This is a genomic window from Flavobacterium sp. HSC-61S13 (assembly GCF_024171535.1).
In the GTDB taxonomy this organism is placed as follows: Bacteria; Bacteroidota; Bacteroidia; order Flavobacteriales; family Flavobacteriaceae; genus Flavobacterium.
Genome location: NZ_JALJZV010000001.1, coordinates 411845 through 428454 on the forward strand (window position 1 = coordinate 411845; position 16610 = coordinate 428454).

The window sequence follows — 16610 nt, forward strand, 5'->3', positions numbered from 1 at the left end:
CTTATCACTGTTTAAAAAACGTATTTATATTTATATTAATCCTATATCAGTTTTTAGGATGAGACTGGTTAAATTAGCAGGGTCTTTCTCGCGTGTATAATTGTTAATTGGCATTTTATTCTTATCTACATTACTAGACCAAAGGTTAATTAATTTATCTAAAAAAGTAAAAAGAAAAAGTAAAGGATTTGTTTTATCACCTGGTATACTGTCAATAACTTTATCAAAATCATAAGCTAGCATATAAGTATTTTTTTTTATTATAGTATATGCACCATCTGGGCTATTCAAGATGATGATTAAATCAGGCATTAATTTCCTGAAAGTATTACTTATCTCTTGTTGTTGTTTTATATGATTTAAAGTTTTTGCCATTGACTGTCCATTAAAAGCAATAACGATAAAAGGAATATTATAAATGTTAGCATTATTATTGGGTAAATTAGCACTTGATAATTCTTTTGCTTTGCGGCATGTAGTAAAAGCTTTAAGTAAATTGTTTTTATCGAGTTTAGATTTGATTTCGATACCCGCCAAAACTGTTTCAATTGGGAAGAGATTAACGTTGCCGGAAATATTTATTTTGGGAGATGTTAATGGGTGTAGAATTATATCTATTTGTCCAGATCTATTATTCTTTGAATCAAATAGTTCTCCTCCGGAGTGATAATTGACAAATAAAGGCAGATTTCTCGCAAGAAAATCATTAATTAGGGCTTCGCGAGCCGATCCTATATTTGTTGAATTTTTTATTAGTTTAAAAGTTTTACTTTTTTGCTTCAGAATATCTAATGTATCCTCAAAATGGTCATTTAATATTTTCATTAGTTACGGTTTTATGTAAAAGGATTTGATATAAAATTAATCTTTTAAATATTATACAATCAAAATATACATATTTAAGTAGATGCTTTAAGGGTAAAATGTGATGTTATGCATTTGCAATAGCATTATTTCTTAAAGTTTGTAAGTTAAAAATACTTGGGTTATTTTTTTAGGAGACTAACCCTTTTTTCATAAAGAATAACAAACCGATCTAGAAAAAGTCACCAATTTCACACAGGTATAGATTATTTCTTTGTTGCCTGTCTAATAGCCAAAAAGAGTAAGTCTACAAATGGGATAAGATTTATCTAATAATTTTTTTGATGAAATATGTTCATAATTACAAGTATTACTTCCAAAATGCAAGCATTTTATATCGAGAAAATTTCAAACTAAATAGATGGTTCTAATTAGTTTGAAATAAGACATTGGTGCAAAGATAACTTTAAATCATTCCCATTTTTGCGTGTCAATATTTTTTGAATAGTGATTACTGTCAATAATTTTTTGATATTTATTGCAAAAAAATAATATTAATTCAGATATTTCGTTAAAAACACCAATTTTATCTTGGTCATAATGTAAATTCCCAAAATTGTGATACATTTCTACTGGAGCATATTCATTTTTATGTAATCCGATAATAAATTCATCTAAATCAGAACAATAGCTTATAATATATTTACATTCTTGATGTTTAGATAAAAACAAAAATATTTCTTCGATTGTTTTTTTTCTACCAGCATCTAATTCAATTTTATACAAATATGGTAGTGTAAAACCATATTTTTCATGTACCATACAATGTTTTTTAATTTCGTCTATCATAATTCTGTATTTTAAGTATAAATTGCATTAAAAATTCATATATTTTCTAAAATTGAAATAAACAACTATTTTTATTGAAAAACAAATAATTCATCTATATTTCATAGTTGTTTAGGCTATACGAGCACTTAATCTCTAAGTTATCCAAAGTTAGTTCCTTATTATATTTACATTTAGGCTTAGTTTAAAACTACATTTTGTAGGCTTATCTGAAAATAAGGTATTTTTAAAATTATATTTAAAAAGAGAAAAAAAGTTGCTCCAGTAAAAGTTAAATCATTTAAAGAAAACTATCAACTACAAAAAGAGTTATCCAACTTTTTACATGGACTAGTAGTTATGTAGCACAAATGTAGTTTCTAGGGCCTCATACCGTAACTTATTGTTGAGTTTCACCAGTATGCATCAAAGTATACTTTTCAGAATGCTTAATCCATTTAAATATTATTTATATTGACTACGAGTATACCTCTGGTATACTTAAACCCTTTACAACGCCAGTAAAAAGGCAAGCGACTAGGGCTCTGACCAAGTCCCGCTTGCTTTTTTCAAAACCATGTATCATCCTTAAAAAAGGTAGGAGGTAAGTTGGATTCTTAAATATTTGGTGATGTTTTTAAATGTATAATTACAGTCATACAAATTTGAAACTTTAGCGTTTTGCAAACGGTAGCTTTTATTTCTATGCCTAAAAATTTAGATAACAAAACATATAGGTAAATCTATTCCAGACTGCCGCAAAGGGTGTACAATTCAAAAATACTTTGTGAAGGTTTTGACTTAAAGTTTAATGGATATTTGTAGAGATGTTTTTATTAAATTGTTACCGGATTCAAAACAACCTCTTTCTTTTTCGCTTAAATGTTTCATTTTTATTGTCTTCGTATCGGTTTTCTTTCGATGATAAAAGTCCATTTAAAATCCCTAAACTTTTAAAACTAAAAATCTCTACAATATCTTCGAAAGGGGGAATATTCTCTAGAGAGGCATTTTCTAGAATTTTAAAATATTTTTCAGACTCAGAATCTTTTAAATTTTCTCCAATCTGATTCAATAATTTCAACGATTTTTTATCATCAACTTTATCATTTTTCATTGTTACAGAAAACAGGATTGTGTCTTTTAATTCTCTCTGATATTCAAACATTTGATCAAAAAGGTTTTCGCTATTTTCTTTAAAAGAAAGATTGTCAAATTGTCCAAATTTCGCTGAATGTATGGCGTTTTTTCCTCTAGAATTATTCTTAGGACTGAGTTTTATAAGATCACAAAGCAGTTTGCGCAGGGCTGTGAGAGTGGTTTGCCACTGTTGAGTCCTTTGTTAAGGATGAAGAAATAAATGCCTTTGTACAGGTTTCCTTTTTTGTGGGTTTTGATTAAGATTTGTGACATGACAACGGAATTTAGAAAGTTAACTTTCTTTTTTTCCGAAGGACTCGCCTTGGTATTCTAATTTTTTCAAAAGAAAAAGGAAAAAAAGAAAGCCTTCTCATTCGTGGAGGGTTTCAAAAAACAAGTTTGTTTTGAAAAATACTACCCGTAGGGTGGAGATTTTTTGAAACACCCAAAGGGCTTGAACTTGGGTTTTTGAGAAACCCGAAACGTAAATTCGGCTTCTTTTTTATTCTTTTTGGAATAAAACAATGCACTCAACTAAGAATCTATCACTTTTTTCAAAATGAGAGTATAATGAATAATTAAACCTAAAAATTTATTGCAGATAGTAATTGGAGTAAGTTGTAACGTCGAAATTGGTATTAAAAAGCTAGGGAGAATGCTTTATAAATAAGGCGATGAATTGTGACTAATGTTTATTAAATTTTAATATAAATGCCAACAGTAATTTTATAGACTCGTATATCATTAAAAATTATATTTTAAAATGAAGAATGAAATATCAATTTGTTAGGTAAATAGCTATAATGTGTTCTAATTATAATAACAATTTTTTATTTTTCACATCATTAATTGATTTAATAATACATTTAATATTTATTAAATATATATTTACAGAATTATAAATTTTAGACTGTTATAAATTAATTTATGAAAATAAGTATAAAGAATAATACTTCTTATTTAGAAATTGAAAAGGCTTATAAAGTATTAAAAAAATCTCCAAAAGTTGATTTGTACATACCAGCGAATATTATTGGTAAACAACTCGGCATTTATTCTGAAATTATACAGTTAATAATTACTTGGAGTAGAATGAGTACTGGGAGATTATATATCCATTACAATAGTACAACAACTGAACTTGATAAAAAAATTGAAGTGATGTTCAGTCGATATTGGAATTTTGTTGCTGGTTGTATGGGATATAAAAACGGAATTTTTTTATTAGACCAAACTGAAATTTCGTTAAAAGTTGCAAATGTCATCAAAGAGAGAATATCTTTTTTAAAGTTCAATGAAAGTTGGAAAAAAGGTGATAATAGTTTTATTTTTTCTGTTCAACATTCGGCTAATCCTTATCCATCTGCATTTTATTTGTCAAAAGGCACATTGAAATCAAAAAAAGAAATTATAGAATTATCAAAAAACATATTAACTGATGTTTCTAAAAATTATATAATTAGTACTTCAACTCATATAATTGAACATAATTATAAGTTAATTGGTGAAATTATTTTTGAATTAATTGAAAATACGCATTATTGGACACAAACGAATTTTTCAAATAATGCATTTGAAACTGGAATTAGGGGGCTTTTATTTTCATCGCATCATGGTAGTAAAGAAGTTTTATTGAAAAATTGTAAAGATGATAAACCTCTATTTGATTATATATCTAGTATAATAACTAATGAGGATTCAGACAATTTTATCATAGAATTCTCTGTTTTTGATACAGGTTCAGGTTTGGCCAGTAGGTGGTTAAATAAAAATATTGATGAAATTACTTCGAAAGAAGAAATCTACAACGCTGTTATCGACTGTCTTTTAAAAAATAATACTAGCGATAATGTCAGTAATTATGAAAGGGGATTTGGTCTACACAATATGATGAAGCTTTTGGGCAACAGAAAGGGATTTTTAAAGTTAAGAACAAATGGGCTGAAATTATTTAGAGATTTTGATCAAAGACCTTTTATTGAAAGTGAAATAAACCAAAGGGATGATTATAACTTAAATGATTGGCATAGCTTTCAAAGCAAGACTAGTCCTAACTACAAAACTGAAGGAACTATGTTTTCAATTTTTTTACCAATACAAATTAATTTATGATAATTACTTCATTTAAACATTTAGGAAAAATAAATTGGTGTATTGCAATTTCTTCATGTGATAATAATTTAGAGCTCGAGTCAGAAATAAAATCTTATTTAAATAGTAATTATGCACCTGAAATAATTCATTTATTAAGACCTGATAATGATGGTGTTGTTTACAAGATTGAAAAAGAAAGAATCCCGAATTTTGAGAAGATTCAAGTATTTGACTATAAATTTAGCAAAAATGGACAAATTATTGACACTAATACTAATGTTGAAATAACAAAAAAAATCTATTCGTTTTTATCAGATTCTATTTGTACTCATTTTTTAGTTAAATATGATTCAATATTAAAGGCAGGATTAGAGTCTTATTTTTTACTACCATCAGGTGTTTATGCTACACATTTTATTCGTATAGCTAATATTTTTAAAGAGAGTCAGGACATAAATATTTTATCAATTTTTTTATTACCATTTTTAAAAGATAACCCAGAGATTATTTACTCAGATACACCTACAATATTTCCTTTAATTTACTCTTGTTTACTATATAAAAATATTAATAATGGTGATACTTATAACCCAAGAATAAAATTTTATTCATCTAATTCTGTTAGTAGAGATGATATTGAAAATATTGGAAAATCCTTATTTATTGTTTCAACTTCGATAAATGGTTCAACACCGAATAAATTAAATATGTTGGGTGTCGATTGGTCTAAAATTGTAGTTCTATTCTGCTTTGATAAGAATGTTTCACAGTCATATTCAATTATGACTAGACAACATTCGGAAATCATTTTAAGCTCTGAATTTGTTTCAAAAAGACCGCAAGAATTTAAAAACATATTTCCAAATAGAACATTTGAAATTAAGTTTGAAGATGAGCAATTTATACCTTCACCACCTACTGTCTCTACTTTTATAATAGATTTAAAAGACGCACCTGATAATTTAAGTGATTTAATGTCTAATTATTTAGATTATGATTTTATTAGTTGCTATAAAGGTCAAAATTCTTTAGGAAAAACAAGAGATATTTATATTGATGTTAGTAAATTATTTCAAAATTTAATTGGAAATAATTTAAATCATTTCGAAAGGAAGACTAATCACTTATTGGTTAACCAACTTCCAATTAATATTACGAGTATTATTTATGTGGATAATGCAGAATCTAAATATATAGCTAATAAAATAAAGAATTATTACGAAACAGATCATTGTAAATCTGTAGAAACAATTCATTATAAAGAATTAAAATTAGAAAAGAATTTAATAGCACCATCATGCTATTTAGTTTGCTCTTCTTGTATTTCTAATGGCAAAAAGATATCAGATGTAAGTAGAAAATTACGAACTCAAGAGCATTCACAAATAATATATTTTAATGGATTTGTAAGATGTACTGACGATAAGGCATACTCCAATTTAATGAATAATATTAAATATGGGAAATACAATAATTTTGCAACATATAGTTTTATAACAATTGATAAAATTTTATTACCTAATGAAGATAGTGATATAATTAGTTGGGAACTTGAAAAAGAACTAATTAGTAAAATATTATTTGGATTCAATGAATTTGGAACAGAGGAAGTTATTACAGTAAATACTAAAAATTTTTTTAAAGAAAGACATGAAGTATTAAATAATACTGATGGTTTGGTTAATGATGTATTTTTAAAAAAATCAAATGGAAAAATATTAGTACTGAATAAAAACTTTGCATTTTTTAACTTTACTAATTGGAAACCTAAAAATATTCAACAATCAAAAGTTTATTTCTCAATACTATCTGTACTTCATAATTTTAGAATTAAAAAAAATATTAAACAAACTATTTATGAAAGACACCTTTTAGCTCCTGAAAATTTCAACAGATATAATGACGGAATAATTCAGGCATCAATTTTAAGAGCATCAACTAAAAAGGAGCTAAATTATGAAATCGATATTAATTCTAGTTCAGTTATGTCAAGTATTATTGGGAATTCAATAGAAGATCGTTTAAACAAAGACTCGGCTCCTTATGAGTTTCTAATGGCTATTTGTATTGGTAAACTAACATTATATAAAAGTGACTTGATTAAAATTTATGAAAAACATTATGATTGTAGTGATAATATTGTAGTTGTTTTGTTGCAAATTATAAATTCAAAATATATTCATGAAGGATGATTTCTTAGATAATTAACGTTATTGTCTGATTCGGAGAATTCAACTATAGTTTTGTCTTCGGTAGTGAGTAGTAGTTTGGAAAATTCGTCAAAGTTTTGAATTAATATAACTTCTAAACACCATCTCATAATCTTGATTTTTACCGTATCCCAATCTTGTCTGGAGTATTAGCCGTATTCACGACTAATACGTTTTGCAATCATCGGATTTTGACTGCGAATGATTTTTTCTTGGATGTTTGGGAATAAGGGAAATCTACAGATTTGATATAGTATTTCTGAACTCTGTATGTTTATTTCGTTGACAGATAGGGGATAGTTGGGAGCCATATTTGATAAGCCTCCATAAGGACCGGATGTCTTAGCGAATGTAATGACTTCTTTACCGTTCTATTGTCTCATTGCGGATTTCATACAGCAAAGTTTGTTTGGTGATTTAGTTTTTAAGTTATTGAGTTTTAGCTTTATAGGTCTTGTTGTTTAAAGCGCGATGATATGCTATTATATCTGCTCGAGTTTGGATATCCATTCGTTAAACTTAAGGCATTTTTGTCTGATAACGGGCAATCCTATGGATTCGGCAAGGTAGTGGCTGTGTATTGATTTTATATAGCCTGTGATGTTGTTTTCTAATCGTTTGGAGGGGGCTGTTGTGGTACCGTTGTTGATGAGTTCAATGTCTGGATGTTGGTTTATTATGGTTTGTAAGTTGGGATAGTTTAATTCACTGTTATCGATAAGTTGCTGAATGATGGTTATGTCGCTGAATAACAATGTTTCAAATTCGTGTACGATGATGTTTCCAATAAAGTTACGGTGGTTTATATCAAGGTTCATGGCTGATTCAATGTGGCGAACCCTGTCTTTTACATTTGGAATTTCTTTTGAAGGCATCCAATCGGGGAAGTTGTAAGAGTCTTTAATGCCGTACATATCTATAAAGGTGGTGACATAAGCTCCCGATTCATTGAGATGTGTTATAATTTGCTTTTTCAAGGATTCCCAACTCCCAATACCACCAGCACTGCGTTTGATGAGCGGATAGGCTATATGAATTTGTCTGGTTGCAAAATGTGGGTAGAGCAGGTGTTGACAAAAATTACGCTCTGTTTCTCCTTCACAAATTATAATTAGTCTTTTCATCGATTCAAAAATTGGGTTGTCCTGTGCTTATTATGTTTCGTTTCCATAGGTCATCTATGGTGTAGGAATCTAACCAATGGGCTAATGTTTCTGCATTCAATCGTTCAAAGATGCTTTCGCCGTCTTTGTTATCGACCGTAATGATATCTTCCGGCTCAAAGTAACTTATTAGGTCGGTTGATTGTGTGGCTACAATAACTTTGGTGTTTTTTTTGGATGCGGATTTTATCAATCCACTTAGTTTATTGATAGCGGATGGATGCAGTCCTAATTCTGGCTCGTCGATGATAATGGTACTCGGCAAATTGGGTTGCATAAATAGAACGGCAAGTGCTATAAATCGAATTGTACCATCAGAAAAATCTCTTGCATTATATATGGTTGAACTGTGCTTGGATGTCCATAGGAGGGTTAGGTTACCGTTTTCGTCTGGCTTAAAGTAAAAGTCAGAAAAATAGGGTGCTATATGCTGTATCGTGCGCACTATCAGATTATATTGTTGCGGATGGTTTTCTTTTATGCCATAGATGAAAGCGGATAAGTTTCGTCCATCTTCATATAAAAAGTGGGTGTCTGAATTTATATTTGATGTTGCGTTGAACGGAGAATTATTTCCGGTATCGTGAAAGTGATATTTTACGATGGAATTTAAATAGTTTCGAATATAGGTTGCTCTGGGTTTGGCATTCCATTTTAGTTTAGATTCAGAACTGAATCCATTTATTTTGTCTTCGTTATCGTAGAAAGATTGCTTGTTATAGGATAGTGTTTCTTCAATAAATACAAATCTGTTATCTGCTTGTTTGATGAGAAAAGAATAGGCGTTATGACCAAAATGTACTTTCGCATAGATTTCAGAAGTGTTTTTAGTGCCTTTATGTAAGATTTTTTCGGTTCCTCCTTGTAAAGCTACGTGACTTTGTAAATTTTGTTTGTATATTTCTTTTAGAAAGTTAAAAAAGGATAGGAAATTGCTTTTTCCACTGCCATTACCGCCTATTAAGATGTTAATGGGTTTGATGTCTAAAGAAATGTTCTTTATTGACTTGTATCCTTTTATTTCTAATTTTTCTAACATTTTTCTTTTATATATTAAATATAGAAGCAATATTGTTTTTTAGTACAGTTATACTCTATAGTGTAATAAGTTGGTTATGATAAAGATATAAAACGTTATTTTACTATTTTATAGTATCGTCATGTAATATGACGTTATTTATTTTGTAATAATTTCTCTAATTTCAACATCATTTCGTCTTTTTCTGTAAGCATACGCTCGTAGAGGGCAATTTTCTCTTGGTGAAGTTGTAGGATGGTTTCAATGGGATTGATGTTTACTGTACCGTAATTAAAAGCATTATCTCCGAATGTACTTGCTATAATGTTTACGGCTTGTTCTTCGTCGAAGTTTTCAAAGGCTTCTACGGGTACTTTGAGTATCTGAGCTACTTGTTGTAGTAAACTGCTTTCTACGGCTTCTTTTTGCTCTAAAAGCGATATTTTTTGTTGGTTCCAATCGTCGCCCAATTCAAAGGCTAGGGCGTCTTGTTTGATGCCCAACATTTCACGAAATCGTTTGATGTTTCTGCCCTGCTGTATTTTATGGTTGGTGTTGCTCTGTGTCATGGCATTAAAATTAGCATAATATTCGAGTTAAAGGTAATTATTTTGCTGTAAAAAACATATAAAAGTCTGTAATTTACAGTGTATCTGTGTTTTATACTTGGTTGTGATTTAATTTTTTTATTGGTGAATTATTAAATGTGATGATTATGAAAAATGCAGATAAAAAACAATTCAAGAAAAGAAAGTTAACTATTAGCAAAAATTACGTGATACGTGGGAATGGCAATACTACTATTGTTCCCATTGTTACATTAAAAGGAAAGTGGTTTGAAGCTAGCGGTTTTAAAGCGGGTCATTTCATTGAGATTGATTGTGTGGGAAAGGGAAAATTGGTGATTACGCTGGCCAAGAAACAACGGTTTTAGATTGTTTAATGGATTTTGAATGGTGTGGTGCCTGCGGAATTTTGATAGGTACGGGGAGGGGCTGTTTTACATAATGTTATCATAGCGGGGCTTGCCCCTCTTGCCCGCAGGGGCTATAATGCTACATTATGTAACACAGCTTGGGGAAAGTTTTTACTAGAACAAGTCACTGCTGGAGGAACGGAGGTAGTGTACGGCTTTTTGTGGAGCCTGAAGCAAGCTCTTTGGGGCATAGTTACGGAATGATATTTTTTACACGCGTTTTTTCTATGCCCACAATGTACTTGCAGAAGGCGGAGAAAAAAGTGTTATAGAAAAACTTTTAGAGCGTTGGCCTTTTTAAATTTAACGGGGTTTTGTCAGGTGGATTTTTTTTTAAGGTTATTTAATTATTTGGTAACTCTTTTATTTTAACCTTTCTGCTGTAAGTTTTAACGTTGGTAAATTATTTTTAGTTGAAATTATTGTCCGTTATGCACAGTTAATTGTTTCTCGCTCTCTTACAGTAGAACCAATTCCTTTAAATATTACAATATGTAGATTTCCGATTTTATCTGTATGGTAAATCTTTAATTCAAACTTACAATCTTTGACGTGTTTCGTGGTGTTGGTACGAGCAAATATTTTTCTAGTTGATTTTTTTTCCATTACGAACGGAATATGTTCGTTATGTAAAATTAAACCATCAGAAATTAATTCTAATTTTGTGAGGGTTGTTTTTTCGCCAGTATTTTCAATTCCTAAATGCCATTCACCATCCGTACCTTGATAACCACTACCGTTTAGGTTAATATCTGGTCTAATTGATAAATTCAATTTCTGGTTTTCAATATCTTTTAGACTTGTAAGCGTTGAAACTATGTTCGTAAGCTCATCAATTTGAGCTTGTTTATCTTTGTCTCGACGAAATAGAAATATAAAAGAACCAAAAGTAGCAATACTTCCTACAGCAGTAATTATCTCAAAGAACAATCCAAGATTATTATATTCATTTTTATTAACCTGATTTGAGGCATTATTATTTAATGTGTCTGCTTTTTTTGAAATTAATGTTTTAGAATTGCTTTTTTTATTTTCAGATAATGAATCGGATTTAGTTGTAAAACTTACTATAAAAAAAAATGATATTATTAGAGGTAATATTTGTTTCATAAAGTCGTGCATTAAGTTTGAGTTTTGGCGTGGGATAAGGAGAGAAAGTGTGTTAGAAAACTCGTGGTTAGGGATAGACTCGTGTTTAATAATGGATTTACAATTCACTTTCGTTTACAATAATTATTTTCTCTCCAAACTTGTCTTTAAGCTCATCGTCTGTTATCGATTCAGGAAATGCCATAGCTAGCAAATACTTTGGTCTAGATAAAGCTACATATATCAATCTTTTAGTTTCATCTGGAAATTCGTTTTTTGTATTTGAAATGTTTTCAAAAGTGATATTGTCTTTATGACGTCCTTCATTGAAAAAAACAAGAATAGAATCTAACGTTTGTCCTTTTACTTTATGAATTGTCGTTATCGGAATATTAAAAGCTGAATATGATTTTCTAAAGTGTACTTCAACGGTTTCATCTAGGGTCGATTTATCGAGGTATGTAGATTTTCTGTTTCTTAATTTAAAGTCTACATCGTAGTGTAAATTAAGTTTTTCTTTAAAATAGAGTTCTGTTTTACTAGACCAATCACGTATACTCATTGTGAAATCAGGTAATTCATCTAAAATAGTTATCATTAATGAATTAAATTTAGAGTCGGTACTTTTCTCTTTTTCTTTTTCCTTCAACTGATGATAATCGTCTGAGATACTAGAATAAATTAAGGGAATACAAATAGACCGAATTTCCTTAATTGAGTTTTTAATGTCGCCACTTAGATAAAGATTTTTAGCATGTATAATGCTTTTTGGTAGTTCAATTCCCCAAGGTCTTTGCTCCGCTTTGTTTCCTAATAGAGCGTCTTTCAATGAATTTCCTCTTACTACAATGCAACTATTAATATAATTGTTCTCTGCACAAGAATCATCATAGTGTTTTATTATTGACTGATGATTATCAGCAGAATATTTGTAGATAATAATTGATTTTGCAAGCTCTTGACAGTCTAAGCTATTAATTTTTGAATCATCGAGTCTTCTTACTTTTGAAAAAATATCGATTATGTTTTGCGGTGAACGTCTGTTGTCAGTTAAATTAAAAGATTGCCAAGATTTATCTTCTTCATGTTTTCTGAGAAATTCAGTTGGTTTTGCATCTCTCCATTCATACAAACTTTGATAAGGGTCTCCAATTAGTTCTATGTTGTTTAATCCTTGCGTTATCAATTCTTCAAATATAGCGTGTTGTATTATTGAATTATCTTGCGCTTCATCAATGATAATAAATGGAAATCTTAAGCTAAGCCATTCACTAATTTTTGGATTCTTCTTTAGTAACTTAAGAGCAATGTACGCAGAATCATTAGTTGATATGATTCCCTTTGTAAATTGTTTTTCTTTAATAAACTTACAATATTTATCAAAATTTACTTTATCTACTTTATTGTCCGATGGTTGATTTCCATTTATTGAAAATGTATTGTTTGGTTCATTTCTTATTGCACTTGGAGGATAAAGATAAAATATACTTCGGTCATTCTTCGCTTTGTATTCAGCGTCATTCAGAGGTCTTAATAAACCTTCAGCTGTTTTACCGTTCTTGATATATGTAGTTTTCCACATATCGTCTAAAATATTAGTATGGTCGAGAATCTTTGGTCGGTTGAAATCTCGATTTAGTAAATTGTAAAAAGGTAGCGTTATAAATTTATTTATAAAACTATCTATTGTCGAGACGTGGTTAGGGAATTGTAAAGATTTACCGCTTAATTTTCTGTACGCTTGATTTATTTCATCTTTGGCAGAATTTGTAAATGACAAGCAAGCGACCCCTGAGTGACCACCTATTTCATTTAGCCTTTCTAATTCTAATATTTTTTTTGCAATAGTTGTTGTTTTTCCACTACCAGGACAAGCATTTAAAATTACTTTTCCTCTTGCTTGTAAATACGCTAAGCGTTCATCATTTATAAAGTACATTATAATTCGTTTTTTAAATGATTAAGTGCATTTAATATATATGTTGGAACCATAAATGACACTTTGGCTTCGTCTAAGTTTTCAAGCATATGAATTGAGAAATCTTGGGCGAATTCTGCTTTCTTAGGAAAACTTTTCCATAATAGAATTGCTGTTTTTCTTCTTTCTTCCTCTGTCATTATATCTTGTGGAAATGTTGCCATATAATTAATGGTTTTGTTTATTTTATCAATTTCAATTGAACTGATATATTTCACAAGAAAGTTCTCCTTAAAATTTCTTCTATCAACATTTACATTATGCAATGCTACTTCATATTCGAGTGTCTTAAATGATTCGAATATTTTAATATTGTCTACCGAGTTTTTGACAGAATTTAGGTTTTTTATTCTTGAACCAGCTTTACCTTGCTGTATCGAGTCGTATAGTGTGTCAATTATTGAATTATCATTTATTAATTTGTCAAAGCTGTAATCTGACTTTTTAGAGTCTGTAAATCTGTCATCATCCGTAATTACGGATATAGGCTTATTTATTCTTTCTAAAGGGTTTGAATTATTAAACAAATATAAAAAAGGATAGAAGGAAGTTCCACCGACATTAACAATCTCAGTCCTATAGTCTTCCAATTTATAATCTTCTAATTGTGTAAAAGCAGAAACTAATAATTCTTCAGAAATTCCTTCAATAAATAATATTGATTTGGCAAATAGAAGCTGAGATTTTGTTACATCAATATATCTTTGAAGTTTCTTCATCCTAATTTCAAAATCAGAATCTACTAATTCTTTGTTTTTTGTTGTGTCTTCAATTATTTTTTCTGACTCTCTATTTTGAAATTGTTTATCAAGCTTAGTAGCTCTACCAGAATCCAATAAAATGAGATTTTTTAAAGGAACTTTTGAGGTTAGAGTAGGTGAATGAGTTGTTATAAATAATTGACTATTATCTGTTGAATTTGCATTATTAAGAAAATTATATAAGCTTAATTGTAATTGGGGATGAAGGTGTGATTCGGGTTCTTCTATTAGTAAGGCAAAATGGGGAAGACCATTATCTTTAATTTGTTCAGTAATGTCGCCCAATACGACAGCAATGTATATTAGATTGTTTAATCCTAAGCTATTTTGCCAAAGATGAAACCCTTCGTCAACTAAATTTGTTCTATCGTGCGGAAGATATGGTTTTATAGCATTTACGATGTACTCGGTTTTGGCGTCTTCTATCCTTACTCCAATTTTATTATCAATAACTTTTTTGAAAATATTCTCAAGATTCGTGTTTACACCATCTCTTGTATTTTTAACTTCCTCACGAGCCAATAATTGGGAATTTGCATCTTTAATTATTTGTTCAATATCTGCTTCAGATTTTTCTCTCTTAACGAATCTTTTTATTACTTTACCAAGTATGTTGTTTCGAGTACTTAATAAATCTCTAGTACTATCTCTCAGTGCTCCTAGGTAGTAATGTTGAAACAATTCAAATGTTTTATAGTCTGCTTTTTGACCATCAATATTTCCTGTGTTATAAGAGAAATGAGGATATTTGCCATCACCTTTGTCTTCATAAGAAATTGAAATTTTAGCATAATCATCTTCTATTTTATGAGGGTCAATTACCATATATTCATAAAAAGCACCTTTTTGAGCAGTTGATAATCCTTTAAAAACATACGTGATTGTAACGAGAGTTGATTTTTGTATAGTTCTATTTCCAATCGTATTTGTTATTTTTTGATGGAAATCATCAAATGATACTGAAATTTCTCTTATTGGTTCTCCAATGTTATATAATAGTCTTATGGCATCAATAATAGCAGATTTTCCACAACCATTTTCTCCAATAATTATATTTAGTTTAGGGTCGAATTCTGTTTCGATTAATTCGATTCCCTTATAGTTTTCAACTTTTATTTTAGCTAGATACATTTCTTTTTTTTGCGTTATTTGGTATTATCGATAGTTCTAATCTAATGTTTAATATAAATACAGAAATATTTTTTGCTTTAAAATCATTACTAAAGCTCCATTTATTCTATATGAAATATTGTGAATTGCTCATCATCCTAATATTACAGGATTAGTTAAAATATTTGCGACTATGTTGGACAAAATATCTCCGTATCACCTGTTTTCAATTATCTATATTTACTAATTTCTTCTATCATTTTTTCATCAAGTAATTTAGTGTCAAATAAAATATAATTTTTACCCTCTCCAGTTTGCACACTTGGATATATAATTCCATCATAATTTAATGATTTACAGCAATCAGATATAAAACGTGTAAAATAATATTCAGGTTTATATTTAGAATCATCATTAGTTTTAGAACTCATTATAGAAGATAATACGATTGCGTTTAATAAATTGTCTTTATCCCATTCTAAAAAGTCACCAACAGAGTTCAAGTCTAATAATTTTAATTCTTTTTTAATTTCAAATTTAGCAATGTATAAATTTTGTTCCGGTTTTCTTAATTCAGTAAAACATGTATTTTTTGTGTCAGCACAATATATAACCGGAATGCCTAAATGGTTGTATCTTCCTTCGTTTGTACTATTAGGTGGTGGCGCAAGAAAGTCAGAGTTTGAATATTCCTCTTTTTCTATTATTCGCCCCCTAAATAATGGAAAATCAAGTTTAATAAAGTTTGTTTTTGTCGAAATATACTCAAGTATTTCATAAACTTTTAAAGCGAGCTCATTTTTAAGAGCCATATAAGGAGTTTCTCTTATTTGTTGTTTAAGTATTTCAAATTCAAATTCAATTTCGTCATAAACACTAAATTCAAATTCAAAAGCCCAAAATGAATTATCAATGGGACAACTACAACGAGGACATGAAATTCTATAGAGATTTTCTAAATACTCACTTTTTGTATATAATAGATTCATTCTACTCAATTCGTAGAAAGAATGGATGTCCTGGGAGAAAGCTTTAGATAAACGGTCAATGACTATGGGCCACTTTGATATAAAATCGTCTAAACATTCGCTACAACATTTTATGTCAGCTGTCAACCATTTATCTACTTCTGCTAAAAATTCATCTTCAAAAAAGTCAAAGTTTTTTGTTTCTTCTAAACCAGGCATATACTATTTTTATATTATTATATTTACGATATTTCTTTTTTTGAAGGATTGTTAAATATATCCTTATCATCTCGAATCTTTAAAAAGTCTAGATTTTCAAAATTCAGATAAGAAGTAAACGCATATTCATAAATAATGATTACTATTAATTTGCCGAAATAAACTTTCCATAATTGGAAAATTTCTAAAAGCGTAGATTTTGCTATTACATTGGTATTTATAAAAACCTTCCATTAATTACTTGATAAAGGT

The 16610-nt window shown here is 29.2% G+C and carries 15 protein-coding genes; 3 read left to right on the forward strand and 12 right to left on the reverse strand.

The features are described 5' to 3' along the window. Positions 1–30: 30 nt before the first annotated feature. The 4 genes from L1275_RS01725 to L1275_RS16560 all read right to left on the reverse strand — a co-directional run bounded on the left by L1275_RS01725 (position 31) and on the right by L1275_RS16560 (position 3045). The gene (locus tag L1275_RS01725; RefSeq protein ID WP_253469071.1) at positions 31–825 is read right to left on the reverse strand and encodes a DUF6602 domain-containing protein; all 795 of its coding nucleotides are present in this window, start codon (positions 823–825) and stop codon (positions 31–33) included. Between the two features lie 450 nt (positions 826–1275). Beyond that, the gene (locus tag L1275_RS01730; RefSeq protein ID WP_253469073.1) at positions 1276–1653 is read right to left on the reverse strand and encodes a hypothetical protein; all 378 of its coding nucleotides are present in this window, start codon (positions 1651–1653) and stop codon (positions 1276–1278) included. A gap of 832 nt (positions 1654–2485) precedes the next feature. Further along, entirely contained in the window at positions 2486–2938 is a 453-nt protein-coding gene (locus L1275_RS01735) for a DUF5712 family protein (protein WP_371923414.1), read from the reverse strand. Then, on the reverse strand, positions 2911–3045 hold the full coding sequence (locus L1275_RS16560; protein WP_371923412.1) for a hypothetical protein: 135 nt from the start codon (positions 3043–3045) through the stop codon (positions 2911–2913). The genes L1275_RS01735 and L1275_RS16560 overlap by 28 nt, the downstream gene beginning before the upstream one ends. Positions 3046–3699: 654 nt before the next feature. Between L1275_RS16560 and L1275_RS01740 the strand changes: the two genes are divergently transcribed. Together L1275_RS01740 and L1275_RS01745 are read left to right on the forward strand one after the other, a co-directional pair. Then, complete coding sequence (locus tag L1275_RS01740; protein WP_253469075.1) at positions 3700–4884, forward strand: hypothetical protein; 1185 nt, start codon at positions 3700–3702, stop codon at positions 4882–4884. Beyond that, positions 4881–7058 (forward strand): hypothetical protein, encoded by a 2178-nt coding sequence (locus L1275_RS01745; protein ID WP_253469077.1) that lies wholly within the window; start codon positions 4881–4883, stop codon positions 7056–7058. Before L1275_RS01740 ends, L1275_RS01745 begins: the two co-directional genes overlap by 4 nt. Here the strand turns inward: L1275_RS01745 and L1275_RS01750 are convergent. The 4 genes from L1275_RS01750 to L1275_RS01765 all read right to left on the reverse strand — a co-directional run bounded on the left by L1275_RS01750 (position 7046) and on the right by L1275_RS01765 (position 9826). Beyond that, positions 7046–7186: a hypothetical protein gene (locus tag L1275_RS01750; protein ID WP_253469080.1), complete on the reverse strand. Its 141-nt coding sequence runs from the start codon at positions 7184–7186 to the stop codon at positions 7046–7048. The genes L1275_RS01745 and L1275_RS01750 overlap by 13 nt on opposite strands. A 372-nt stretch (positions 7187–7558) precedes the next feature. Beyond that, positions 7559–8200 (reverse strand): DUF4276 family protein, encoded by a 642-nt coding sequence (locus L1275_RS01755; RefSeq protein WP_253469082.1) that lies wholly within the window; start codon positions 8198–8200, stop codon positions 7559–7561. 4 nt (positions 8201–8204) lie between these two features. After that, a complete protein-coding gene (locus tag L1275_RS01760; RefSeq protein ID WP_253469084.1) occupies positions 8205–9278 on the reverse strand; it encodes an AAA family ATPase in 1074 nt (357 codons plus the stop codon). A 134-nt stretch (positions 9279–9412) separates the two neighbouring features. Further along, positions 9413–9826, reverse strand: a complete 414-nt coding sequence (locus tag L1275_RS01765; protein ID WP_253469086.1) for a helix-turn-helix transcriptional regulator — start codon at positions 9824–9826, stop codon at positions 9413–9415. A gap of 146 nt (positions 9827–9972) precedes the next feature. On the opposite strand from L1275_RS01765, the gene L1275_RS01770 reads away from it, so the two are divergent. After that, positions 9973–10191: a SymE family type I addiction module toxin gene (locus tag L1275_RS01770; RefSeq protein WP_253469088.1), complete on the forward strand. Its 219-nt coding sequence runs from the start codon at positions 9973–9975 to the stop codon at positions 10189–10191. 471 nt (positions 10192–10662) lie between these two features. Here L1275_RS01770 and L1275_RS01775 read toward each other — a convergent pair whose 3' ends face one another. From L1275_RS01775 to L1275_RS01790, 4 genes are all read right to left on the reverse strand, one after another. Beyond that, positions 10663–11343, reverse strand: a complete 681-nt coding sequence (locus tag L1275_RS01775; protein ID WP_253469090.1) for a hypothetical protein — start codon at positions 11341–11343, stop codon at positions 10663–10665. A gap of 97 nt (positions 11344–11440) precedes the next feature. Next, positions 11441–13261 carry a UvrD-helicase domain-containing protein gene (locus L1275_RS01780; RefSeq protein ID WP_253469092.1) on the reverse strand — a complete coding sequence of 607 codons (1821 nt, stop codon included), beginning with the start codon at positions 13259–13261 and terminating at the stop codon, positions 11441–11443. Then, the gene (locus L1275_RS01785; RefSeq protein WP_253469094.1) at positions 13261–15192 is read right to left on the reverse strand and encodes an ATP-dependent endonuclease; all 1932 of its coding nucleotides are present in this window, start codon (positions 15190–15192) and stop codon (positions 13261–13263) included. The genes L1275_RS01780 and L1275_RS01785 overlap by 1 nt, the downstream gene beginning before the upstream one ends. 209 nt (positions 15193–15401) lie before the next feature. Beyond that, positions 15402–16358 (reverse strand): RES family NAD+ phosphorylase, encoded by a 957-nt coding sequence (locus tag L1275_RS01790; protein ID WP_253469096.1) that lies wholly within the window; start codon positions 16356–16358, stop codon positions 15402–15404. Positions 16359–16610: the final 252 nt, after the last annotated feature.